The sequence below is a fragment of the Marmoricola endophyticus genome (assembly GCF_014644415.1).
GTDB classification, from domain to species: domain Bacteria; phylum Actinomycetota; class Actinomycetes; order Propionibacteriales; family Nocardioidaceae; genus Marmoricola; species Marmoricola endophyticus.
Window position 1 is genome coordinate 1,219,723 of sequence record NZ_BMKQ01000001.1, and the last position, 22,809, is coordinate 1,242,531.

Annotated in this window: 19 protein-coding genes; 10 read left to right on the top strand and 9 right to left on the bottom strand. The window is 72.7% G+C overall.

Annotation, left to right across the window (positions count from 1 at the left end):
* Positions 1–8 precede the first annotated feature (8 nt).
* Complete coding sequence (locus IEX42_RS05990; RefSeq protein ID WP_188778965.1) at positions 9–1,784, bottom strand: bifunctional sugar phosphate isomerase/epimerase/4-hydroxyphenylpyruvate dioxygenase family protein; 1,776 nt, start codon at positions 1,782–1,784, stop codon at positions 9–11.
* A gap of 92 nt (positions 1,785–1,876) precedes the next feature.
* Between IEX42_RS05990 and IEX42_RS05995 the strand changes: the two genes are divergently transcribed.
* The 3 genes from IEX42_RS05995 (at position 1,877) to IEX42_RS06005 (ending at position 4,824) form a co-directional block, all read left to right on the top strand.
* Positions 1,877–2,497, top strand: a complete 621-nt coding sequence (locus IEX42_RS05995) for a TetR family transcriptional regulator (protein ID WP_188778966.1) — start codon at positions 1,877–1,879, stop codon at positions 2,495–2,497.
* Between the two features lie 108 nt (positions 2,498–2,605).
* Positions 2,606–3,490, top strand: a complete 885-nt coding sequence (locus IEX42_RS06000) for a shikimate dehydrogenase (protein WP_188778967.1) — start codon at positions 2,606–2,608, stop codon at positions 3,488–3,490.
* Entirely contained in the window at positions 3,487–4,824 is a 1,338-nt protein-coding gene (locus IEX42_RS06005) for an MFS transporter (RefSeq protein ID WP_188778968.1), read from the top strand. The genes IEX42_RS06000 and IEX42_RS06005 overlap by 4 nt, the downstream gene beginning before the upstream one ends.
* A 9-nt stretch (positions 4,825–4,833) precedes the next feature.
* On the opposite strand, the gene aroQ is transcribed toward IEX42_RS06005, so the two are convergent.
* A complete protein-coding gene (aroQ, locus tag IEX42_RS06010; protein WP_229660643.1) occupies positions 4,834–5,271 on the bottom strand; it encodes a type II 3-dehydroquinate dehydratase in 438 nt (145 codons plus the stop codon).
* Between the two features lie 74 nt (positions 5,272–5,345).
* Here aroQ and IEX42_RS06015 point away from each other — a divergent pair, with 74 nt between their 5' ends.
* From IEX42_RS06015 to IEX42_RS06035, 5 genes are all read left to right on the top strand, one after another.
* Complete coding sequence (locus tag IEX42_RS06015; RefSeq protein ID WP_188778970.1) at positions 5,346–7,355, top strand: alpha-1,4-glucan--maltose-1-phosphate maltosyltransferase; 2,010 nt, start codon at positions 5,346–5,348, stop codon at positions 7,353–7,355.
* Positions 7,352–9,112, top strand: a complete 1,761-nt coding sequence (gene treS, locus IEX42_RS06020) for a maltose alpha-D-glucosyltransferase (RefSeq protein WP_188778971.1) — start codon at positions 7,352–7,354, stop codon at positions 9,110–9,112. Before IEX42_RS06015 ends, treS begins: the two co-directional genes overlap by 4 nt.
* Positions 9,109–10,566, top strand: a complete 1,458-nt coding sequence (locus IEX42_RS06025; protein WP_229660644.1) for a maltokinase N-terminal cap-like domain-containing protein — start codon at positions 9,109–9,111, stop codon at positions 10,564–10,566. The genes treS and IEX42_RS06025 overlap by 4 nt, the downstream gene beginning before the upstream one ends.
* Before the next feature lie 26 nt (positions 10,567–10,592).
* Positions 10,593–12,788 carry a 1,4-alpha-glucan branching protein GlgB gene (glgB, locus tag IEX42_RS06030; RefSeq protein WP_188780945.1) on the top strand — a complete coding sequence of 732 codons (2,196 nt, stop codon included), beginning with the start codon at positions 10,593–10,595 and terminating at the stop codon, positions 12,786–12,788.
* 198 nt (positions 12,789–12,986) lie between these two features.
* A complete protein-coding gene (locus IEX42_RS06035; protein WP_229660646.1) occupies positions 12,987–13,775 on the top strand; it encodes an NUDIX hydrolase in 789 nt (262 codons plus the stop codon).
* Positions 13,776–13,803: 28 nt separating this feature from the next.
* Here the strand turns inward: IEX42_RS06035 and IEX42_RS06040 are convergent, their stop codons facing one another.
* The 7 genes from IEX42_RS06040 to IEX42_RS18115 form a co-directional block, all read right to left on the bottom strand.
* A complete protein-coding gene (locus IEX42_RS06040) occupies positions 13,804–15,366 on the bottom strand; it encodes an AbgT family transporter (protein WP_188778972.1) in 1,563 nt (520 codons plus the stop codon).
* Positions 15,363–16,355 carry a CE1 family esterase gene (locus IEX42_RS06045; protein WP_188778973.1) on the bottom strand — a complete coding sequence of 331 codons (993 nt, stop codon included), beginning with the start codon at positions 16,353–16,355 and terminating at the stop codon, positions 15,363–15,365. Before IEX42_RS06045 ends, IEX42_RS06040 begins: the two co-directional genes overlap by 4 nt.
* 95 nt (positions 16,356–16,450) lie before the next feature.
* Complete coding sequence (locus tag IEX42_RS06050) at positions 16,451–17,215, bottom strand: creatininase family protein (protein ID WP_188778974.1); 765 nt, start codon at positions 17,213–17,215, stop codon at positions 16,451–16,453.
* Positions 17,212–17,898, bottom strand: a complete 687-nt coding sequence (locus IEX42_RS06055) for a FadR/GntR family transcriptional regulator (RefSeq protein WP_188778975.1) — start codon at positions 17,896–17,898, stop codon at positions 17,212–17,214. The genes IEX42_RS06050 and IEX42_RS06055 overlap by 4 nt, the downstream gene beginning before the upstream one ends.
* A gap of 100 nt (positions 17,899–17,998) precedes the next feature.
* On the bottom strand, positions 17,999–18,484 hold the full coding sequence (gene purE / locus IEX42_RS06060; RefSeq protein WP_188780947.1) for a 5-(carboxyamino)imidazole ribonucleotide mutase: 486 nt from the start codon (positions 18,482–18,484) through the stop codon (positions 17,999–18,001).
* A 47-nt stretch (positions 18,485–18,531) separates the two neighbouring features.
* Positions 18,532–19,632, bottom strand: a complete 1,101-nt coding sequence (locus tag IEX42_RS06065) for a 5-(carboxyamino)imidazole ribonucleotide synthase (protein WP_229660958.1) — start codon at positions 19,630–19,632, stop codon at positions 18,532–18,534.
* Positions 19,633–19,709: 77 nt separating this feature from the next.
* A complete protein-coding gene (locus IEX42_RS18115; RefSeq protein WP_229660647.1) occupies positions 19,710–20,573 on the bottom strand; it encodes a hypothetical protein in 864 nt (287 codons plus the stop codon).
* Positions 20,574–20,673: 100 nt separating this feature from the next.
* Here IEX42_RS18115 and IEX42_RS06070 point away from each other — a divergent pair, with 100 nt between their 5' ends.
* Together IEX42_RS06070 and IEX42_RS06075 are read left to right on the top strand one after the other, a co-directional pair.
* On the top strand, positions 20,674–22,077 hold the full coding sequence (locus IEX42_RS06070; RefSeq protein ID WP_188778976.1) for a type I glutamate--ammonia ligase: 1,404 nt from the start codon (positions 20,674–20,676) through the stop codon (positions 22,075–22,077).
* On the top strand, positions 22,065–22,763 hold the full coding sequence (locus tag IEX42_RS06075; protein WP_188778977.1) for a DUF6885 family protein: 699 nt from the start codon (positions 22,065–22,067) through the stop codon (positions 22,761–22,763). Before IEX42_RS06070 ends, IEX42_RS06075 begins: the two co-directional genes overlap by 13 nt.
* Positions 22,764–22,809 lie beyond the last annotated feature (46 nt).

A 22,809-nucleotide genomic window follows, 5' to 3' on the forward strand; every position in this document is an offset into this window, starting at 1 on the left:
CACAACGGTCAGGCGCGCCCCTGCGCCGCGAGCCGCACCGGAGCGTTGCCGGCGCCGTAGCCGTCGTACCCGCCGATGCGCTGGACGACCTCGAGGAACACCTCCCCGAGGGTCCGCGTGTAGAAGTGCACGAACTCCGCCTCGCCGTCGCGCTCGTAGAGCAGGTTCAGCGACCGCAGCTCCTCGAGCCGGGACTCGTCGAGGCCGTAGCGCGCCGCCAGGTCGTCGTAGTAGTTGGCCGGGACCGGCAGGAAGCGCATCCCCGCCGCGAGCGCGCGGCGGGCAACGGCCACGACGTCGTCGCAGGCGAAGGCCACGTGCTGGGCGGTCATGGCCGACGGGTCGGGCGCCAGGTTGAGCGGCAGCCGTACGCACCCGTCGGGCGTGCGCATCACCTGGCTGCGGACGAGCCCGTGCGGCCCGGCCACCTGGGTGCCGGAGTCCGCGCGGAGCCCGAGGACGGCGGAGTAGAACAGCACCGCCTCGTCGAAGTCGCTCCAGGGCTGGGCGAGGTTGACGTGGTCGACACGGGTCACGGCGCCGGCGGTCCGCTCGTCCGGCCCACCGCCCTCGAACTCCGCGACCCAGGCCGCGTCGTCCTCCACCACCGGGCAGGCGAACACCTCGGTACCGTCGGGAGCGGCAACCGCACCGAGCGGCACCTCGGCGGCGTAGGTACGACGGTGCACCGCCGGCGCGAGCAGCTCGGCGGCCCGGGCCAGCGCGGCCTCGGGCACGTCGACCTGGACCCCGATCGCCGCCAGGTGCGGCACCTCCTCGCGCGCCTGCTGCTCGTTGAGCACGACCCGCGCCGAGCCGGAGGTCCACAGCCGTACCGCCTTGGTCCGGTGACGCCCGCGGAAGGTGAAGCCCAGCTGCCCGAGCGCGACCTCAACGTCGGTGGTGTCCTCCGCCTTCACCTCGACGAAGTCGATCCCGCGCGGGGGGACGCCCGGGGTCAGCCGGGGCGAGACGGTGTCCTCGAGCCAGACCAGCGACCGCAGGGCGTGCGTGGCGGTGCGGCGCACGTCGGTGCGTCGGAAGGTGTCGTTGAAGACCTCCAGCGAGAGCGGGCCGTCGTACCCGGCCGCGAGGACGTGGCCCAGGAAGCCCGCCAGGTCGAACGACCCCTCGCCCGGGAACAGTCGGTGGTGCCGCGACCAGGACAGCACGTCCATCGACAGCGCCGGGGCGTCGGCGAGCTGCAGGAAGAAGATCCGCTCACCGGGGATGTCCTCGATCCCCGCAGGGTCGTGGCCGCGGGAGAGGATGTGGAAGGAGTCCAGGCAGATCCCGATCGCCGGGTGGTCGGCGCGCTGCACGATCCGCCAGGCGGTGCGGTAGTCGTCGACGTACGCACCCCAGGCGAGCGCCTCGTACGCCACCCGCACGCCGTACGACGACGCCAGGTCGCCCAGCTGCCGCAGCTGCCCGGCTGCGACCTCCTCGTAGTCCTCCGCCGGCACCGTCGCGCTCGCCACGTTGGAGCACAGCAGCAGCGTGTCGATGCCCAGGCGCTGCATCAGCGCCAGCTTGGCCTCGGCGCGGCGCAGGTTGTCGGCCAGCGTCGCCTCGTCCACGCCCTCGAAGTCGCGGAACGGCTGGTAGAGGTCGAGCGAGAGACCCAGCCGGTCGGCCAGCGCCCGGATCTCCTCGGGGCTGTGGTCGCACGCGACGAGGTCGGGCTCGAAGACCTCGATCCCGTCGAAGCCCGCCTCGGCACAGGCGTGCATCTTCTCGACGAGTCCCCCGGAGAGGCAGACGGTGGCGACGGAGCGGCGCATGCGTCGCAATGTACCAACTGGTTCATTGCGTATGATCGCCACGCCGCGCCACCCCCGGCCGGTCGCGGTCCACGGAGAGCGGGAGGTCGAGGATGGTCGCGCAGCGCGATGCCGAGCGGACGCGGGCCGAGCTGCTGGACGTGGCCACCCAGGTCTTCGCCGAGGACGGCTTCTCCGGCGCCCGGGTGGACGTGATCGCGGAGCGGACCCGCACGACGAAGCGGATGATCTACTACTACTTCGCCAGCAAGGAGGGCCTCTACCTCGCCGTCCTCGAGCGGGCCTACCTCGGCATCCGTGCCGCCGAGCAGGAGCTCCACGTCGGCGACCTGTCGCCCGTGGACGGCGTGCGCCGGCTCGCCGAGCTGACCTTCGACCACCACCAGGCGCACCCCGAGTTCATCCGCCTGGTCTCCATCGAGAACATCCACGGCGGCCGGTTCATCGCCCGCCTGGACTCGCTGCGCGAGATGGGCAACCCGGCCGCGTCACTGCTGGAGGACGTGCTCTCGCGGGGGCGTTCCGAGGGGACGTTCCGGGCCGACGTCGACGCGGTCGACGTCCACATGGTCATCTCGGCCTACTGCGTCTTCCCCGTCGCCAACCAGCACACCTTCGGCTACCTCTTCGACCGCGACCTGCGCGATCCGTCGCGGCGCGAGCACCTGCGCCGCACCATCGGCGACCTCGTCGTCGCCTGGCTCACCGCCTGACCCTCGACCGAGCCTCGGGGGCGCCTCGTCTCGCGAAACCCTTGCGTGAGACCGCGGTCACATGCTCTCCTATTCTTGAACGTACCGTTTAGTTCATTAGGAGATCACGTGGCGCACCCCTTCCTCGTCGGGCTGGTCGGCGACGGCGTCGGCCCGTCGCTGACACCGCCGATGCACATGGCGGAGGCCCGGGCCCAGGGGCTCGACTACGTCTACCGGACCATCGACCTGCCCACCCTCGGGCTCGGGCCCGCCGACGTCGGCGAGGTCCTCGCCTGGGCCCGCCGGCTCGGGTACGACGCACTCAACGTCACCCACCCCTGCAAGCAGGCGGTCCTCCCCCACCTCGACGAGGTGGACCCTCGCGCGGCCGCTCTCGGCGCGGTCAACACCGTCGTCCTGCGCGACGGGCGAGCGGTGGGGCACAACACCGACGTCACCGGCTTCGCCACCGGGTTCGCCACAGGGCTCCCGGACGCGGCCACCGACGAGGTGGTCCAGCTCGGCGCCGGGGGCGCGGGCAGTGCTGTCGCCGACGCGCTGCTCGGACTGGGCGTCGGACACCTGGTCGTGGTCGACGTCGACCCGGGCCGGGCCGGCGTACTCGCCCACGACCTGAGCGACCGCTACCCCGGTGCGCGCGTCGAGGCGGCCGAGCCCGCCAAGCTCTCCGCGCTGCTCCCCGACACCGACGGGCTCGTGCACTGCACGCCGACCGGCATGGCCGCGCACCCGGGGCTGCCGCTCGACGCGGACCTGCTGCACGCGCGGCTCTGGGTGGCCGACATCGTCTACCGCCCGCTCGACACCGCCCTGCTGCTGGCGGCACGAGCCAACGGCTGCCGGGTGCTCGACGGCGGCCACATGGCCGTCCACCAGGCGGTCGACGCCTTCCGCCTGATCACCGGCACCGAGCCCGACCCGGTCCGGATGCTCGACCACTTCCGCTCCCTGGCCGACAGCGAGCGCAGCCCCCGAGGAGAGAACCGATGACCAGCACCGACGCCGTCGCCGACGAGCTCGCCCGCCGCAAGACCCCGGGACGGGCCGCCGTCGCCAGCTTCATGGGCAGCGCGGTGGAGTACTACGACTTCTTCGTCTTCGGCTCCGCCGCCGCCCTGATCTTCCCGACGGTCTTCTTCCCTGACGAGGGCGCCTCCGGCCAGGTCCTCTCCTTCGCCACCTTCGGCCTCGCCTACGTCGCCCGCCCGCTCGGCGCGGTCCTCCTCGGCCACTTCGGCGACCGGGTGGGCCGGCAGAAGGTCCTCATGTTCACCCTCGTGCTGATGGGGTTGTCCACCTTTCTCATCGGCTGCCTGCCGTCGTACGGCGCGATCGGCTGGGGAGCACCCGCGCTGCTCGTGCTCTGCCGGCTGATGCAGGGACTCTCCGCCGCGGGCGAGCAGGCCGGCGCCAGCTCGCTGACGCTCGAGCACGCGCCCGAGGACCGCCGCTCGTTCTTCACCTCCTGGACGCTGACCGGCACCCAGGGCGGCCAGATCCTCGGCGCGCTCGTGCTCGTCCCGATCGTCGCGATGCCCGACGACGTCAAGTTCTCGTGGGGCTGGCGGATCCCGTTCTGGCTCTCGGCCCTCGTCGTCGTGGTCGCGTTCTTCATCCGCCGCACGCTGGCCGAGCCGCCGGAGTTCGCGGCCAAGAAGGCGGCCGGCGAGCTGGCCAAGCTGCCCGTCGTCGACCTGCTGCGCCACCACTGGGCCGACGTGCTGCGCGTCGTCGTCTGCGCCTTCATCGCCGCCATCTCGACGGTGTTCGGCAACCTCGCCATCGCGTACGGCGTGGAGGTCGGCCTGCGCGACTCGATCACGCTGTGGCTGGTCGTCGTGGCCAACGTGGTCGCCCTGGTCACCCAGCCGGTCTTCGCCACCCTGGCCGACCGGATCGGCCGCAAGCCGGTCTTCGTGTACGGCGCGCTGTCCGCCGCGGTCTTCATGCCGTTCTACCTGCTCTCGATGAGCCAGGACGACGTGCTGCTGACCTTCGCGCTGGCGGTGCTGACCTTCTCCTTCGGCTACGCCGCCGCCAACGCGACCTGGCCGTCGTTCTACGGCGAGATGTTCAGCTCGCGCGTCCGCTTCTCCGGGATGGCGATCGGCACCCAGATCGGCTTCATGCTGGCGGGCTTCGCCCCGACCATCGTCACCGCGCTCGGCGGCGCGCAGGAGGGCGGCTGGGTCGTCACCTCGGTCTTCACCGCCGTGGTCGCCGTCGTCGCCAGCGCCTCGGCGCTGACCGCCCGGGAGACCAAGGACGTCCCCACTCCCGACCTCGGCACCCCCCAGCGGGACCGTGAGCTGACCGCGGCCTGACGCGGTCGGCTACCGCGAGAGGACGCGCGCGAGCTGCTGGACCGCGAAGGCGTAGCCGTGGATGCCTGCGCCGACGATCACGACCTCGGCGATGTCGGAGACGTACGAGTGGTGCCGGAACGGCTCGCGGGCGTGGACGTTCGAGAGGTGGACCTCGGCGACGGGGAGCCCGACGGCCAGCAGAGCGTCGCGCAGGGCGACGGAGGTGTGGGTGAGGGCGCCCGGGTTGATCACGATGCCGGCGCAGTCCTCGCGTGCGGCGTGGACGGCGTCGATCAGCACGCCCTCGTGGTTGCTCTGCACGGCCCGGACGTCGTGCCCGGCAGCGGCGGCCGTCCTGGTCACCAGCGCCTCGACGTCGGCGAGCGTGTCGTGGCCGTACGTCGCCGGCTCGCGCGTGCCGAGCAGGTTGAGGTTGGGTCCGTTGACCAGCAGGAGCGTGCTCACGCCGGACACCGTATCGACGCGGGCGCCCCCGCGGGTGTTTGCACGTTCCAGGCAGGACCGCTTGGGTTGAGGACATGGTGGGACGCATCCCGGTCGTCGACGTGCAGCCCGTGGTCCGTGACGGGTCGCTGCCCCCCGGACAGCCGCCGCACCCGGTCAAGGCGAGCGTGGGCGAGCCGTTCCGGGTGTCCGCGACGGTCTTCCGAGAGGGGCACGACGAGCTGGGATGCGAGGCGGTCCTCGTCCGCCCTGACGGCGTCCGGCGGCGTCCCCACCGGATGCGACCCACCCGGGACCCGAAGCAGGTGGACCGGTACGAGACCTGGCTGCAGGCCGACGCCGAGGGCGAGTACGCCTACGAGGTCTGGGCCTGGAGCGACCCGCTCGGCACCTGGCTGCACCACGCCGAGGTGAAGGTCCCCGCCGGGGTCGACGTGGAGCTGGTCTTCACCGAGGGGACGCTGCTGGTCGACCGGGTGCTGGCCGCCGGCGGGCTGAACAAGGCCGAGCAGCAGGTCCTGGCCAGCGCGCGGACCGCGATGGAGGACCACGCGCTGCCGGTCCAGGCCCGCCTGGAGCACGCGCTCGACCCGGCGCTGGCCGCCGTGCTCGCCGCGCACCCGCTGCGCGAGCTGCTCACCGTGGAGGGTCCGTTCGGCGTCCGCGTCGAGCGCCAGCGCGCTCTGTACGGCTCGTGGTACGAGTTCTTCCCGCGCTCGGAGGGTGCGGTCGAGAACGCCGACGGCACGCTGACCAGCGGGACGTTCCGTACCGCCGTGTCCGGGCTGGAGCGGGCCGCGGCGATGGGCTTCGACGTCGCCTACCTCCCCCCGATCCACCCGATCGGCGAGGTCAACCGCAAGGGCCGCAACAACACCCTCGACCCCGGCCCCGAGGACGTCGGGTCGCCGTGGGCGATCGGCAGCAAGGACGGTGGCCACGACGCGGTCCACCCCGACCTGGGCACCCTCGAGGACTTCGACGCCTTCGTCGCCCGGGCCCGGCAGCTGGACCTCGAGGTCGCGCTCGACCTCGCGCTGCAGGCCGCGCCGGACCACCCGTGGGTCACCGAGCACCCGGAGTTCTTCACGACGCGGGCCGACGGCACGATCGCGTACGCCGAGAACCCGCCGAAGAAGTACCAGGACATCTACCCGGTCAACTTCGACAACGACCCCGAGGGGATCTACGCCGAGGTGCTGCGCGTAGTCCACCACTGGATGGACCACGGGGTGCGGATCTTCCGCGTGGACAACCCGCACACCAAGCCGCTGGCGTTCTGGGAGCGGCTGCTGGCCGACGTGCGGCGCACCGACCCCGACGTGGTCTTCCTGGCCGAGGCGTTCACGAAGCCGCCGATGATGCGCGGGCTCGGGACGGTCGGCTACCAGCAGAGCTACACCTACTTCACCTGGCGCACGACCCGCGAGGAGCTCGAGGACTACCTGGTCGAGGTCTCAGCCGAGACCGCGCACGTGATGCGGCCCAACTTCTTCGTCAACACCCCCGACATCCTCCACGCCTTCCTGCAGTACGGCGGCCCGCCGGCGTTCAAGATCCGTGCGGTGCTGGCCGCGATGTCGTCTCCGGCGTGGGGTGTCTACTCCGGCTACGAGTTGTACGAGCACGTCGCGCTGCGGCCGGGCAGCGAGGAGTACCTCGACACCGAGAAGTTCCAGATCCGGGTGCGCGACTACGACGCCGCGCAGGCGGAGGGCCGCAGCCTGGCGCCGTACCTCACCCGGCTCAACGCGATCCGGCGCGCCCACCCGGCGCTGCAGCGGCTGCGCTCGCTGACCCTGCACTACCCCGAGGACGAGTCGGTGCTGTGCTTCTCCAAGCAGGAGCGCGCCGGCGACATCGACTCCGACACCGTCGTCGTGGTGGTCAACCTCGACCCGCACGGCGCGCGCGAGACCACCGTGCACCTCGACGTCGAGGCCCTGGGCCTGGAGATCGGCGAGACGTTCTCGGTGCACGACGAGCTCAGTGGCGAGACGTGGGACTGGGGCGGGCACGACTACGTGCGCCTCGACCCGCACGACGAGCCGGCCCACGTGCTGCACGTCAGGAGGAACCGGTGACCACTCCCGGACCCATCACCAGCCCGGCCGGCACCACCGTGGGCGACACCCAGCCCGACTGGTTCAAGACGGCCGTCTTCTACGAGGTCCTCGTCCGGTCCTTCCGGGACTCGAACGGCGACGGCATCGGCGACTTCCGCGGGCTGATCGAGAAGCTGGACTACCTGCAGTGGCTCGGCGTCGACTGCCTGTGGATCCCGCCGTTCTTCCCCTCGCCGCTGCGCGACGGCGGCTACGACGTCGCCGACTACACCGGGGTGCTGCCCGAGGTCGGGACCATCGAGGACTTCAGCGCCTTCGTGCAGGCCGCCCACGACCGCGGCATCCGAGTGATCATCGACGTGGTCATGAACCACACCTCGGACGCCCACCCGTGGTTCCAGGCGAGCCGGGAGGACCCCGACGGCCCGTACGGCGACTTCTACGTGTGGTCCGACACCGACGAGTCGTACGCCGACGCCCGGATCATCTTCGTCGACACCGAGCCGTCGAACTGGACCTGGGACCCCGTGCGCCAGCAGTACTTCTGGCACCGGTTCTTCTCCCACCAGCCGGACCTCAACTTCGACAACCCGTTGGTCCACGACGCGATGCTGGAGGCCCTCGCCTTCTGGCTGGACATGGGCCTGGACGGCTTCCGGCTGGACGCGGTGCCGTACCTCTACGAGCGCGAGGGCGGCGACGGGGAGAACCTCCCCGAGACCCACGAGTTCCTCAAGAAGGTGCGCCGCTTCGTCGACGAGAACTACCCCGGGCGGGTGCTGCTGGCGGAGGCCAACCAGTGGCCCGCCGACGTCGTCGACTACTTCGGTGACGCGTCCGTCGGCGGGGACGAGTGCCACATGTGCTTCCACTTCCCCGTGATGCCGCGGATCTTCATGTCGGTGCGCCGGGAGTCGCGCTACCCGATCTCGGAGATCCTCGAGCAGACGCCGGCGATCCCGAGCGGCTGCCAGTGGGGCATCTTCCTGCGCAACCACGACGAGCTGACCCTGGAGATGGTCACCGACGACGACCGCGACTACATGTGGTCGGAGTACGCCGCCGACCCGCGGATGAAGGCCAACATCGGCATCCGCCGGCGTCTGGCGCCACTGCTGGACAACGACCCCGACCAGATGCAGCTCTTCACCGCCCTGCTGCTCTCACTGCCCGGGTCACCGGTCCTCTACTACGGCGACGAGATCGGGATGGGCGACAACATCTGGCTCGGTGACCGCGACGGGGTCCGTACCCCGATGCAGTGGACGCCGGACCGCAACGCCGGCTTCTCCCGTGCCACGCCCGGCAAGCTGCACCTGCCGCCGGTCCAGGACCCGGTGTACGGCTACAGCCGGGTCAACGTCGAGACGGAGCTGGACAACCCGTCCTCGCTGCTGCACTGGAACCGCCGGATGATCTCGGCCCGCAAGAAGCACCCGGCCTTCGGGCTCGGCGAGTTCCACGACCTCGGCGGCTCCAACCCGAGCGTGCTGTCGTACGTCCGCGAGCACACCGACGCCGACGGCAACCGTGACGCGGTGCTGTGCGTCAACAACCTCTCCCGCTTCCCGCAGCCGGTCGAGCTGGACCTGCGGCGCTGGGAGGGGACGACACCGGTCGAGCTGCTCGGGGGCGTGCGGTTCCCGAGGATCGGGGAGCTGCCGTACCTGCTCACCCTGGCCGGACACGGCTTCTACTGGATCCGGCTGCCCGAGCCGGAGCCCGAACCCGACCCGCTGCTCGGCACCCAGTCCCTGAAGGCGGTGCACCCGTGAGCAGACACCCCCTGATGACGGCCTACCTGGACCGGGCGCGCTGGTTCGGCGGCAAGGGTCGCGACCACCGCGTCACCGACGTACGTCGCGTGGCCACCCTCCCGGGGCCGCCCGCGGTCACCATCGACATCGTCACGGTGCGCTACCCCGACGGGTCCGAGGAGCTCTACCAGCTCCCGCTCGCGCACTACCCCGAGCCGCAGGAGCGGATCACGCACGCGCTGGTCGGTCCACACACCGACGACGCGCTGGGGTCGGTGCACTCCTACGACGCGGTCCACGACCGGGAGGCGATGGCGGTCTACCTGCGCGCCTTCGCCGCGACGGCCCCCGAGGACACCTCGCGCGTCGGCGGCCTGGTCTTCCACCGGATCGCCGAGCACGAGCTGGACACCGAGACCCACTCCACGCTGTTCAGCGGTGAGCAGTCCAACTCCTCGGTGGCCTTCGGCGACGACAGCCTGCTCAAGGTCTTCCGCAAGGTGACGCCGGGCAGCAACCCCGACATCGAGGTGCACCGGGAGCTGACCCGGGCCGGCAGCCCGCACGTGGCGGCGCTCTACGGCTGGGCCGAGACCGACGAGGGCACCTCGGCGGAGCCGATCGACTTGGCGATGATCCAGCAGTTCCTGCGCACCGCCTCCGACGGCTGGGACCTCGCCCTGGCCGGCGTGCGCACGCTCCTCGCGGAGGCCGACGAGCTGGCCGAGCCCCGCCCGGGCGAGCGGCTCGACGACGACGAGGTGGTGCTGCGCTCCGGCGGTGACTTCGCCGGCGAGTCCGAGCGGCTCGGGACGGCGGTCGCCGAGGTCCACGAGGTGCTGCGGGACCACTTCCCCACCACGCGGTGGGGGGCCGCCGACGTCGCCGCGATCGCCGACGGGATGGACGCCCGGCTGGAGGCCCAGGTGAGGGACCTGGCCGCGCTGGTGCCGACGCTGGCCCTGCACGCCCCCGCGCTGCGCGACGTCTTCGACGCGGTCCGTCACCTCGACGTGTCCCTCACCGCCCAGCGCGTCCACGGCGACCTGCACCTCGGCCAGACGCTGCGCGTGGTGCACAACTGGAAGCTCGTCGACTTCGAGGGCGAGCCGGCCAAGCCGCTGGCCGAGCGCGTGCTGCCCGACTCCCCCTGGCGCGACGTGGCCGGGATGCTGCGCTCCTTCGACTACGCCGCGCGCTCGGTCGAGCGCGACTTCGCCGACGGCGCCGGGGAGGACGCCGCCGTGCTGTCCTCGCGGGCGTCCGCGTGGGCCGAGCGCAACCGGGCGGCGTTCCTGGCGGGGTACGCCGGCTCGACGGCGCTGACCGACAGCGACCGCGTGCTGCTGGCGGCGTACGAGGCCGACAAGGCGGTCTACGAGATCGGCTACGAGGCGCGCAACCGACCCGGCTGGGTCGACATCCCCCTGGCGGCGCTGGCCCGCCTGACCGGCTCCGGAGAGGACACGTAGTGAGCGACCACCTGGCCCTGCTGACGATGGTCGCGGAGGGCCGCCACGGCTCCCCGCACGACGTGCTCGGCGCGCACCCCGACGACGGGCACGTCGTGGTCCGCGCGCTCCGGCCGCTGGCCGCGTCGGTCACCGTCGTCGCCGACGGGGTGCGGACGCCGATGACCCACGTGACCGACGGGGTGTGGGAGGCGGTCCTGGACGTGACGGACGTGCCCGACTACCGCCTCGAGACGACGTACGACGACGGCTCCCCGCAGCTCGCCGACGACCCCTACCGCTTCTGGCCGACCCTCGGCGAGACCGACCTGCACCTGATCAACGAGGGCCGCCACGAGGAGCTGTGGCGAGTGCTCGGTGCGCACGTGCGGCACTACGACGGCGACCCCGAGGAGATCGTCGGCACCTCCTTCGCGGTGTGGGCGCCGAAGGCGCTGGGCGTCCGGGTGAAGGGCGACTTCACCGGCTGGGACGGGCGGCTGCACCCGATGCGGCAGCTCGGCACGTCCGGCGTCTGGGAGCTGTTCGTGCCCGGGGTGCGCGGCGGGGCCACGTACAAGTACGAGATCCTCGGCGCCGACGAGCGCTGGCGGGACAAGGCCGACCCGATGGCCAGCGCCACCCAGGTGCCACCGGAGACCGCCTCACGGGTCTTCGAGTCGACCTACGACTGGGACGACGCGGCCTGGCTGGAGAAGCGCGACGCCCGCTCGGCCGTCCGCTCGCCGATGTCCGTCTACGAGGTGCACCTCGGCTCGTGGCGCAGGCGGCCCGACGGCTCGACGTACTCCTACGCCGAGCTGGGCGGGATGCTCGCCGACTACTGCACGGCGATGGGCTTCACCCACGTCGAGCTGATGCCGGTGATGGAGCACCCGTTCGGCGGGTCGTGGGGCTACCAGGTGACGTCGTACTACGCGCCGACCTCACGCTTCGGCGACCCCGACGGCTTCCGCGCCCTGGTCGACACGCTGCACCAGCGAGACATCGGCGTGATCCTCGACTGGGTCCCGGGGCACTTCCCGAAGGACGAGTTCGCACTCGCGCGGTTCGACGGCGGACCGCTCTACGAGCACCCCGACCCGCGGCGCGGCGACCAGCCGGACTGGGGCACCCACGTCTTCGACTTCGGCCGCAACGAGGTGCGCAACTTCCTCGTCGCCAACGCGCTGTACTGGGTGGAGGAGTTCCACGCCGACGGCATCCGCGTCGACGCGGTGGCCTCGATGCTCTACCTCGACTACTCGCGCGAGGACGGCGAGTGGCTGCCCAACCAGTACGGCGGGCGCGAGCACCTCGAGGCGATGGCCCTGCTGCAGGAGACGAACGCCGTCGTCTACCGCCACCACCCCGGCATCGTGACCGTCGCCGAGGAGTCGACGTCGTGGCCGGGGGTCACCCGGCCGACGTCGGAGGGCGGCCTGGGCTTCGGCTTCAAGTGGAACATGGGCTGGATGCACGACTCGCTGCAGTACATCGAGCGCGAGTCGGTGCACCGCCCCTGGCACGCCGGCGAGATCACGTTCTCGATGGCGTACGCGTACTCGGAGAACTACGTCCTGCCGATCAGCCACGACGAGGTCGTCCACGGCAAGGGCTCGCTGCTGCGCAAGATGCCCGGCGACCGCTGGAAGCAGCTGGCGAACCTGCGGGCGTACCTCGCCTTCATGTGGTCCCACCCCGGCAAGCAGCTGCTGTTCATGGGCTCGGAGTTCGCCCAGGAGTCGGAGTGGGCGGAGTCGCGCGAGCTGGACTGGTGGCTGCTCGAGCACTCCGAGCACGCCTCGGTGCAGCGGCTCGTACGCGACCTGAACGTCGTCTACACCGAGCACCCCGCGCTGTGGTCGGCCGACCAGGACCACGACGGCTTCACCTGGCTCGACGGTGACGCCGGCGACAACCTGCTGGCGTTCGTGCGACGGCCCGACCCCGACCACTCCGCGGCGGGCCCGCTGGTCTGCGTGGTCAACTTCGGCGACGCCCCGGTCCACGACTACCGCGTCGGGCTTCCCTCCGCCGGGGACTGGGCCGAGCTGATCAACACCGACCAGCACGCCTACGCCGGCTCCGGTGTCGTCAACGGGACTGTCACCGGCACCGGCGACGCCTGGCAGGGGCAGCCGGACTCGGCCGTCCTCACCGTCCCGCCGCTGGGCATGGTGTGGCTCGCTCCCGAGCCGGCGACGTCGTCGGGCGGTACGTCGGCCCGCCACCGCGCCTAGGCGCCGGAGGTCTCGACGTCCTCCCCTTCGACAGACTCAGGACGCCGCCTCGCTGGCACAGGTGGTCGAGCAGCGAGCGCCAGCGAGCGCGTCGAGACCCGGCGAGCAGGGAGCACCGGCGCGATGTCCTGAGCCTGTCGAAGGGGAGCGCGTCGAGACCCGGCGAGGTCCCGGCCGGCGGTGACTAGGGTGGCTCCCGTGCCTGTCCCGGACGAGTCCCCCGCCCTGACGACGGTCGGCGAGGGCGTCGCGCGGGTCTCCTGGCCGGCGCCCGACGGCGACGACTGGTGGCCGAGCGTGGAGGCCGTCCGGGCCGTGGTCGACGAGGGTCTCCTCGACCACCACCGCGTGGAGGCGTACGTCGACCCCGACGACGCGGTCGGGCACCGCATCGCCACGACCAGCGGCCTGCGTCGCGAGGGGCTGCTGCGTGGCGTGGCGGCGGGAGCCGACCGGTACGTCTTCGCGCGCCTGGCCGGCGACGTCCCCCTCGACCAGCCCGGCGGCTTCCGGGCACTGCTCAACTCCTTCCTCCCCCGCAAGCGCGCGATCGCCCAGGTGCTGCTGCGCGACCCGGACGACCGCGTGCTGCTGTGCCAGCTGACGTACAAGCGGGACTGGGACCTCCCCGGCGGGATCGTCGAGGTCGGCGAGTCTCCGCAGCAGGCTGCCTCTCGCGAGGTGAAGGAGGAGCTCGGTCTGGACGTCCCGCCCGGGGAGCTCGTGCTCACCGACTGGATGCCGCCGTGGGGTGGCTGGGACGACGCGGTCTGCCTGGTCTTCGACGGCGGCGTCATCGAACCGGGCCGCCTGGACACCGTGGTCAAGCAGGAGCGCGAGATCCGCGACGTCGCGCTGTGCGGTCCCGCGCAGGTGCGCGAGCGCGCCGCCGACTTCACGGCCCGACGGGTCGCCTCGGCACTGGCCAGCATCCACGCCGGCAGCGGCGCTGCCTACGTCGAGGGCGGCGGCGAGCAGGGGGTCTGAGCGGGGCGGCCCACGCCGGCGTCCCGGCTCAGCGCACCGAGACCCCCGGGCCGAGCGGGATCCCCAGCCCCCACCACACGAAGAACAGCACGGTCCAGGCCACCGTCATGGCGATCGCCAGCGGGAGCGTGTACGACGCGAGCGTCCCGATGCCGGCCGACTTGCGGTAGCGCTGGAGGAACCCGAGCGCCATCACGAAGTACGGGCTCATCGGCGTCACCGCGGTCGAGCCCGAGTCGGCGATCCGGAACAGCGCCTGGGTCGTCTCGGGAGGCACGGAGAGCAGCATCAGCAGCGGCACGATCACGGGCGCGGCGATGGCCCACATCGCCGACCCGCTGGTGACGAGGATGTTCACCACGCCGAGCAGCACCAGCACGAGCAGGAAGACGACGACCACGGGCACGTCGTTGTTCTGCAGCAGCTCGGCCGCGCGGACCGAGATCACGTCACCGACGTGGGTGTAGTCGAAGTACGCCAGGAACTGCGCGATCGCGAAGAACAGCACCAGCACCGGCGCCATCTGCTTGATCCCCTGGGCCATGAGGGCGGGGACGTCGCCGGCCTTCTCGATGGTGCCGGTCATCGAGCCGTACACGATGCCGGTCAGCCCGAACAGCACGGCCACGATCATGGCGACGCCGGTCAGCAGCGGCGACTCGTCGAGCGACCCGTCGGCGGCGCGCAGCGGTGAGGACCCGGGGACGACCACGGCGACCAGCACGACGAGGGCGACGACCAGCGTCAGCACGGCCCAGCGCAGCGCGCGACGCTCACGGTTCGAGAGGGTCAGCGAGCCCAGGTCGCTGTCGTCGGCGTCGGGGTCCGCGTCGAGGTCCGGCCGCTTGGCGAGCACGAACCGGGTGACCAGCGTGATCACCGCGGCGAGCAGCACCGACGAGGCGATGTTGAAGAACCAGTTGCTCACCGGGGACACGAGCGCGTCCTCGTCGACGATCCGAGCCGCCGCCTGGGTGATCCCGGCGAAGATGGCGTCGTTCGGCGTGGGGATCGGGCTGGCGTCGTAGCCCGAGGCGATCGCGGTGTACGCCACGACGATGCCGAGGATCGGCGAGCGCCCGACGGCCCGGAAGGCCAGGCCGCCCAGCGGCACCAGGATGATGTACGCCGCCGCCGACGCGACGTGCGACATCGTGCCGACGAACGCGACCGCGAACACCACCCACGCGGCGGGCACGCGGGAGACGCCCACCTTCATGGCCGCGGCGAGGAAGCCGGTGCGCTCGGCGACCGCGACCCCCATAATGACCACGACGATGGTCGCCATCGGCGGGAACTCGGCGAAGTTGGTGATGGCGGTCGAGACCGCCATCGCCAGCCCGTCGCCGCTGAGCAGGTTCTGCACGTCGATCCGGTCGCCGCCGCCGGGCGGTACGACCGAGACGCCGGCGCCCGCCATCACGGCGCTGACGACCGCCAGGACCAGGGCGAGGATCCAGAACAGCCAGAACGGGTGCGGGAGGGCGTTGCCGGCGCGCTCGACGACCGCCATCGCCCGGACGACGAACGGCAGCCGCTCCTGTGTCGTCGCGTCCTGCACAGGTGCGGGGTCGTGGTCGGTCCTGCTCATCGGTCTCGTCCTTCCGCGCGGGTGAGGTGGTGCCGGGTGAAGAAGGCCCACGCGGCGCGCGAGGCCTCGATGCTCTGGGTGGTGTGCCCGCCCCCGGAGTACGTGTCGGCGCCGGGCCAGACGTGGCCGCCGCCGTCGACGGCGAGGTGCGCGACCTCGGTGCCGGCGACGCAGCCGGCGTAGCGGGTGGAGGTCACGTCGCGCCGGATCCGGCTCGTGCGCGAGGAGGTGCAGCCGTCCCGCTCGGCCCAGCCACGGACCCAGTCGCGCACGGCCGGCAGCTGCCGGTCGGGGTCTCCCGCGTACGGGATGGTGGTGTCGGCGACCCCGTGGATCTCGAGCACCGAGGTGGGCCGAGCCCCCTCGCACCCCTCCTGCGACTGCGGGTAGAGCGCCGGGGCGACCGGCGCGATCGCCGCGAAGCGACCCGGCAGCCGGCAGGCCAGCAGCGTCGTCAGGCCGGCGCCGTTGGACTTGCCGGTGGCGTAGGTGCGCGTCGGGTCCACGCACAGCGTGTCGTCGAGGTGGTCGAGCAGGTCCGCGGTGAAGGCGACGTCGTCGACACCCGTCGGCTGGTACGGCGCGCCCTGCCACGCGCGGCGGTAGCCGTCCCCCGTCCCGACCTCGCCGTCGGGGTAGGCGACAACGGCGGGCAGGTCGGAGAGGCCGGAGAACCCTTCGACCTCCACCCCGGTGCTGCCGCGGCCGTGGAAGGCGACGATCAGCGGCCAGCTCGCGCGGCGCTCGTACCCGTCCGGGAGACGCAGCACGTAGCTGCGCGTGCGACCACCGCTGGTGATCTCGTACTTCTGGCTGCTCCCGGCCTCCTGGGGGCTCGGCAGGGCGCAGCGTGCGCGGGTGGGGCTGGCGGCCTGGTCGGCAGCGGCCTGCGGGGCGCGGCCCAGCAGGGTGCTGGACCCCACGAGGACACCCCCCACCAGCGTCGCGGCGAGCACCGGGACGAGCAGTCGGCGTGTTCCTGGGAGCATCGGGCGAGTCCTTTGTCGAGAGCGGGACGAGGGTGTGCGGGGCCCACCGGCGACGCGGCGCGTCCCGGCTGGGGTGGTCTGGGGCAGGGCTCGACCTAGGTGTCGAGCCACTCCTTGACGAACGAGGTCAGCCGCTCGACGACCTCGTCGACGATCTGGCGGCCGTCGGCGGCCGTGGCCCGGCGGGGGTCGCCGAGCACACCGCTGGCGGCGAGGCGGTCGTACGGCAGCGCGACGCTCGGCTGGCTGACCGAGCGCGCGAGACGGGCGAAGCCGTCCAGCTCGTCGAGACGGGTGGTGCCCGGACGGAGCAGGTCGGAGCGGACCAGGCCGGGGGCGACGTGCAGCATCTGGCTGGTCTCCGCCTCCCCGCTGTGGCCGCTGACCTCCGTGACCTCGAGCTCGGCGACGGCCGACCGGGCGACGGCCGTCACCGGGGCCCACGCGACCTCGAGGTCGGGGCGGTCGCGCATCAGCTCCTGGGTCAGGGTGCCGAGCGCGGCGTTGTTGCCGCCGTGACCGGTGACGACCAGGAACCGGCGCCAGCCGTGCGCCGCGAGCGACTCGACGTACTCGCGGACCACGGCGACGAACAGCGCCGGGCGCAGGCTGATCGTGCCCGCGAAGGCACTGTGGTGCGGCGAGACGCCCACGGGTACGCCGGGGCCGATCACCGCCGCGCCGCCGAGCGCGTCGGCCAGCCGCTCCACGACCGCCTCCGCACGGATCTGGTCGGTGGCGAGGGGAAGGCCGGAGCCGTGCTGCTCGAACGCACCGACGGGGAGCAGCACGACCGTCCCGGCAGCAGCGGCGTCGGCCGCCTCGAGGGTGGTCATGTGGCCGAGGAGGTGGTCGCTCATGCGCTCTCCTCCGCGACGAGACCGGCGAAGGCATCGCGGATCGCGGTCAGGTGGTCGCGCGTGAGCGTGCTCGCCGCCTGCGGATCACGGTCCCGTACGGCGGTGAGGATCTCGACGTGCTCGGCGTGGTCGCGACCGCGGTCGTCGTAGTGGTGGCGGATCGCGACCTGGTCGCGGGAGCGCACCTGCAGCAGGGCCTCGATGCTCTCGCGCACGAGTCGGTTGCCGGCTGCGGCGGCCAGGGCGACGTGGAAGTGCAGGCCGGGCCGCTCCTCGCCGTGCTGCGGCTTCAGCGCGTTGTCGGCGGCCGTCTCCAGCAGGGCGACGGCGCCCTCGGAGCGGGACAGAGCCGCCGCCGCCGCCACCGGGGGCTCCAGCAGCAGCCGGGCCTCGACCAGCTCGAGGACGGAGTCGGTGGACGAGCCGGCCACGTGGGGGTTGACCAGCAGCCGGCGGCCGATCCCCTCGCCGATGTAAGTGCCGGAGCCGTGCCGGAGCCGGATCACGTCGGTGGCCTCGAGCCTGCGCAGCGCCTCGCGCACGGTCGGGGTGGTGACGTCGAAGCGCTTGGCCAGGGCCCGCGAGGACTCCAGCGGGTCGCCGGGGCCGAGCCCCGAGCTCTCGATCAGGGCGACGATGCCGTCGGCGATGCGCTCGGAGAGCGAGGGTGTGGGAGGGGTCACATCAAGTGACTAAACCACTTAGTCACTTACTCGGTCAAGGGTCGACCGCGATCGCGACGAGCCCCGGAGGAGGAGCAGACGGGTGCGCGTCGGGGCAGGGTCAGAACCCGAGGCGCTGCGAGGTCTCCCCCCGCACGGCCTTGCCCTTCTCCTGGGCGGAGTCCTTGAGGTCGGCCTGGAAGGCGCGCATCCGCTCCTGCAGCGCAGGGTCGGTGGCGGCGAGGATGCGTACGGCGAGGAGCCCGGCGTTGCGGGCGCCACCGACGGCGACGGTCGCCACCGGCACGCCGGCGGGCATCTGGACGATGGACAGCAGGGAGTCCAGCCCGTCGAGGTGGCGCAGGGGGACGGGGACGCCGATCACCGGCAGCGGGGTGACGGCGGCCAGCATCCCGGGCAGGTGCGCCGCTCCCCCGGCGCCGGCGACGATGACCGACAGGCCACGGTCGGCGGCCTCGCTGCCGTACGCCAGCATCTCGTGCGGCATCCGGTGCGCCGAGACGACGTCGGCCTCGTGGTCGACGCCGAACTCCTCCAGCGCCTCGGCCGCGGCCTTCATGGTCGGCCAGTCGGAGTCGGAGCCCATCACGATGCCGACGCGCGGTCCGGTCCCGGCGCCCTCCGGCTGCTCGCTCACTCGCTGTCCTCTCCGAGGTCGCCCCGGAACCACGCGGCGGCGTGCCGCGCGCGCTCGAGACAGTCCTCCAGGTCGTCGCCGTACGCGTTCACGTGGCCGACCTTGCGGCCCGGGCGCATCGACTTGCCGTACAGGTGGACGCGCAGCCGCGGGTCGCGGGCCAGCGCGTGCGGGTAGCCGTCGTACAGCCTGCCCGTCTCGGCGTCGCCGCCGAGGATGTTGACCATCACCGTCCACGGCGCACGGGCCTCGGGGGCGCCGAGCGGCAGGTCGAGGACGGCGCGCAGGTGGTTCTCGAACTGGCTGGTGACCGCGCCGTCCTGGGTCCAGTGACCCGAGTTGTGCGGTCGCATCGCCAGCTCGTTGACCAGCACCCGGCCGTCGGTCGTCTCGAACAGCTCGACGGCGAGCATCCCGGTCACGCCGAGCTCCTCGGCCAGACGCATCGCGATCCGCTGCGCGGCCAGCGCGAGCTCGGGGTCGAGGTCGGGTGCCGGGGCGACGACCTCGTGGCAGATCCCGTCGAGCTGGGTGGACTGCACGACCGGGTACGCCGCCACCTGCCCCGAGGGCGAGCGGGCCACCTGGGCCGACAGCTCGCGACGGAATTCGACGGCCTCCTCGGCGAGGATGCGTACGCCCGCGCTCGCCGCCGCCGCGAACGCCTCGGCGCAGTCGTCGGGGCCGGAGACGAACCAGACGCCCTTGCCGTCGTACCCGCCCCGGGTGGTCTTGAGCACGCACGGGAACCCGAACGCCGCCACCTCGGCGGGGTCGGCGACCACCGCGTTGCGCGGGCAGGGCACGCCCATCGCGCCGAGCCGCTCGCGCATCACCGCCTTGTCCTGCGCGTTGACCAGCGCACCCGGCCCGGGGTGCACCGGCAGCGTCTCCTGCAGCGCCTCCAGGTGCGCGGTCGGGACGTGCTCGTGGTCGAAGGTGACCGCGGCACAGCCCTCGACGACCTCGCGCAGCGTGGCGAGGTCGGTGTAGTCGCCGACCACGTGGTCGGGCACCACCTGCGCGGCCGAGACCCCCTCCGCCTCCGCCAGCAGCCTGAGCGGGACACCCATCGCGGCGGCCGGCTCGGCCAGCATCCGGGCCAGCTGGCCGCCGCCGATCACGGCGAGGATGGGGGCGAGCGGCGTCGACACCCTTGGAGGGTATCGGGACCCTAGACGACCGGCTCGAACGGCTCGGTGCCGTTCGCCAGGGCCAGGCCGGAGATCCCGGAGTACGCCTTCGCGTAGGCGAGCTCCTTGGCCAGGTCGCCGATGTTGTTCGACGCCGGCAGCGGGGCGAGGCCGAGGGTGGACAGCACGCCGACGGCCTTGCCGCCCGCGCTGAGGAAGCCGCTGCCGGAGTCGCCCGGGATGCCCGGGGTGACGGTGTACAGCGGGTGCGACCAGCCGCCGTCGCCGGCCTGGTCGCCGAGGCTGATGCCGGTGTGCGGCGACAGCACGGAGACCCCGGCGCGCAGCGAGGAGTTGCCGTACGTCCACACCCGGTCGCCGGCCTTCGTGCCGTCGGTGTCGATGCCGGTCGGCCCGCCCCACACGGGGACCGAGGGGTTGACCTTGCCCTTGTCGGCCGCCGAGACCTTCACCAGCGCGATGTCGTTGTACGCGCAGGTGTTCGGGTCCGTCTCGCCCCGCTTCTGCATGGTGTCCCAGGAGCTGTAGACCAGCGTGCCGCGCCCGACGACCGTGCCCTCGTCGACCAGGCTGCCCCGCTCGTTGAACGTGACCGGGGTGCCGAGCGGCAGCGAGGCCGTGGTGCAGCCGTCGGTGTCGGTGGACTCACCCGTACCGGCGCAGTGCGCGGCGTACCCGACGTACACGTTGCCGGCGCCGTCGGTGTAGACGAAGTTCGCGGTGCACTGGGCGCCGTCGGTGTACATCATCGTGCCGGGGTGGATGGCCGCGGTCTTCGCCGGCGCCCACGACGGTGCGGCCTGTGCACCTCCCGCACCGGTGGCGACCCCCGCTCCGGCGAGGACGGCGGCGGCGGTGACGGCGGCAAGACGGCGCAGGGACATCGGCTACTCCTGTGGGTGACGGCGGGCGCCCGAGCGGCGCCTGTCGTACGGCACAACGAGCGGCTGCGACCCGGGTCACGTGTGCCGCTACGGTCTGACCATGGAGCCGCCCTCCCCCACGCCCCTGCCACCGCAGCTCGTCGACGGGATCCGTGCCCGCCTCGACGCCCAGGACGTCGTCGGCGTCCAGATCGGCTGGGTGGACGACAACGGCATCGTGCGGTCGCGGGTGGTGCCCACCGACCAGCTCGCCGGTGCCGCGCACCGCGGTGTCGGGATCACGGCGGTGTTCGCGGTCTTCGACTCCCACGACGGGATCACCTTCGCCCACGAAGGACTCTCCACCCCCTCGGGCGACGTCCGCCTGGTCCCCGTCATCGACAGCGTCGACTCGGTCGTGCCGCTGGCCGGCCAGCCGGGGCTGGCCTGGGTGAACGGCCGGCAGGTCGCCGTCGACGGCAGCCCGTGGCCGTACGACCAGCGCGCCGTGCTCGAGCGCCAGGTCTCCGCGGCGGCCGAGGCCGGATTCGAGGTCAAGGCCGGCTTCGAGGTGGAGGTCGTCCTCTCCCACGACCGCGAGGACGGGGAGGTGGCCGGGGCGCACCGCGGGCCGGCGTACTCCGCCAACGCCGTGCAGGACCTCTCCGGCTTCACCCGCACGCTGCTCACCGACCTGCGCGCCAACGGCGTCGGGATCGGTCAGCTGCACGCGGAGTACGGCGCCTCGCAGGTCGAGATCGCCCTCGACGCCCTCGACCCGCTGGCCGCGTGCGACGCGCAGGTCCTGGCCCGCCAGAGCATCCACGCGGCCGCTCGGGCGCACGGGCTGCGCGCCTCGCTGGCACCGATCACCACCACCGACGGCGCGGGGAACGGCTGGCACCTGCACACGTCGCTGTGGCGCGACGGGCACAACGCCCTCACCGCCAGCGAGGGTGACGGTGGTCCGCACGGGCTCTCGGCGGTGGGTGCGGCGTACCTCGCCGGGCTGCACCGCGAGCTGCACGGCATCGTCGCCGTCACCGCCCCCTCGACCGGCTCCCTGCTGCGGCGGCGGCCGCACTTCTGGGCCGGGGTGTACGACGTCTGGGGCGTGGAGAACCGCGAGGCCGCCCTGCGGCTGGTGCCCGGCGGCGGCCTGCTCGGCGCCGACCACACCAACGTCGAGCTGAAGCCGAGCGACGCCTCCGCCAACCCCTACCTCGCCCTCGCGACGGTGATCGGCGCCGGACTCGCCGGGGTCCGCGACGGCGCATCGCTGGACGAGCCCGTCCAGGAGGACGTCGGCGGCTGGGACGACGCACGGCGCAGCGCCGCCGGCATCCGGGCGCTGGCGACCACCCACGAGGAGCAGCGGGCGAACCTGCTGGCGAGCGACGTGGTGCGCGAGGTGCTCGGCGACGACCTGCTCGGGGCGTTCGTGGCCTGCCGCGACGCCGACGCCGCGTGGGCCGTCGAGCACACCGACGAGGAGATCGTGGCGTCGCTGCGGTGGGTCTACTGAGCGCGCCGGAGGTACGCCCGTTCCCCGGCGCCGACCGGGTCCTCGCCGCGCACGAGCCGCCGCAGCCGGACCTGATGTGCGGCCCGTTCGCGGTCCGGACGGCCCTCGCCGCGCTCGTCGACACCCGCGCGCTGCCGTCGCTGGCCGACCTCGCGCACGCGGCGGGCTCGCGCACCTGGCCCGAGGACCTGCCCGACGCACGGCCCGACGGCGCCCCGTCGGTGCCCGCGCCCTTCGCCGACGACCTCCCGGTCGCCGGGTCCGCGGACCGCAGCGGCACCGACGCCGCCGACCTCGTGGCGGCGGTGGTGACCGTCACCAACCGCGACGTCAGCGCCGTACCCGCGCAGGGAGGGACGCCCGAGGGCCTGCTCGGGCTGCTGGCCCGGCTCGGCGACCTCGGCCCGGTCGGGGTGGTGGCCAACCTCTGGACCGGCAGGGTCGGGCACTTCGTGGTGCTGTGGGGGCTCACCGACGAGGAGGTGCCCCGGGTCGCGGTGGCCGACTCCTACCCGGAGGTCGGCGACGAGGGCCTGCCGCCCGCGTGCCGGCTGGTCGGCCTCCACGAGCTCCACGACGCCCTGGCCGACCGCGGCCTGCTGGTCCTCGTGCGGACCAGCGACAGCCCGGTGGCCACCGAGCTGGTCGGCGCCGCCGGGTTGTCCAGCGAGATCTGGCACGGCTGAGCTCGCGCGGCTCGCCACCCGCGCCGTGTGCGACAAAAAGATGACT

Bases quoted from the DNA above. Each gene is read 5' to 3' on its own strand.
- IEX42_RS06065 (WP_229660958.1), bottom strand. From the start codon at position 19,632: ATGCTGGCCGAGCCGGCCGCCGCGATGGGTGTCCCGCTCAGGCTGCTG.
- IEX42_RS06050 (WP_188778974.1), bottom strand. From the start codon at position 17,215: ATGAGCGACCACCTCCTCGGCCACATGACCACCCTCGAGGCGGCCGAC.
- IEX42_RS06045 (WP_188778973.1), bottom strand. From the start codon at position 16,355: ATGCTCCCAGGAACACGCCGACTGCTCGTCCCGGTGCTCGCCGCGACG.
- IEX42_RS05990 (WP_188778965.1), bottom strand. From the start codon at position 1,784: ATGCGCCGCTCCGTCGCCACCGTCTGCCTCTCCGGGGGACTCGTCGAG.
- purE (WP_188780947.1), bottom strand. From the start codon at position 18,484: ATGGGCTCCGACTCCGACTGGCCGACCATGAAGGCCGCGGCCGAGGCG.
- IEX42_RS06040 (WP_188778972.1), bottom strand. From the start codon at position 15,366: ATGAGCAGGACCGACCACGACCCCGCACCTGTGCAGGACGCGACGACA.
- IEX42_RS05995 (WP_188778966.1), top strand. From the start codon at position 1,877: ATGGTCGCGCAGCGCGATGCCGAGCGGACGCGGGCCGAGCTGCTGGAC.
- glgB (WP_188780945.1), top strand. From the start codon at position 10,593: ATGGTCGCGGAGGGCCGCCACGGCTCCCCGCACGACGTGCTCGGCGCG.
- IEX42_RS06005 (WP_188778968.1), top strand. From the start codon at position 3,487: ATGACCAGCACCGACGCCGTCGCCGACGAGCTCGCCCGCCGCAAGACC.
- IEX42_RS06070 (WP_188778976.1), top strand. From the start codon at position 20,674: ATGGAGCCGCCCTCCCCCACGCCCCTGCCACCGCAGCTCGTCGACGGG.
- IEX42_RS18115 (WP_229660647.1), bottom strand. From the start codon at position 20,573: ATGTCCCTGCGCCGTCTTGCCGCCGTCACCGCCGCCGCCGTCCTCGCC.
- IEX42_RS06015 (WP_188778970.1), top strand. From the start codon at position 5,346: ATGGTGGGACGCATCCCGGTCGTCGACGTGCAGCCCGTGGTCCGTGAC.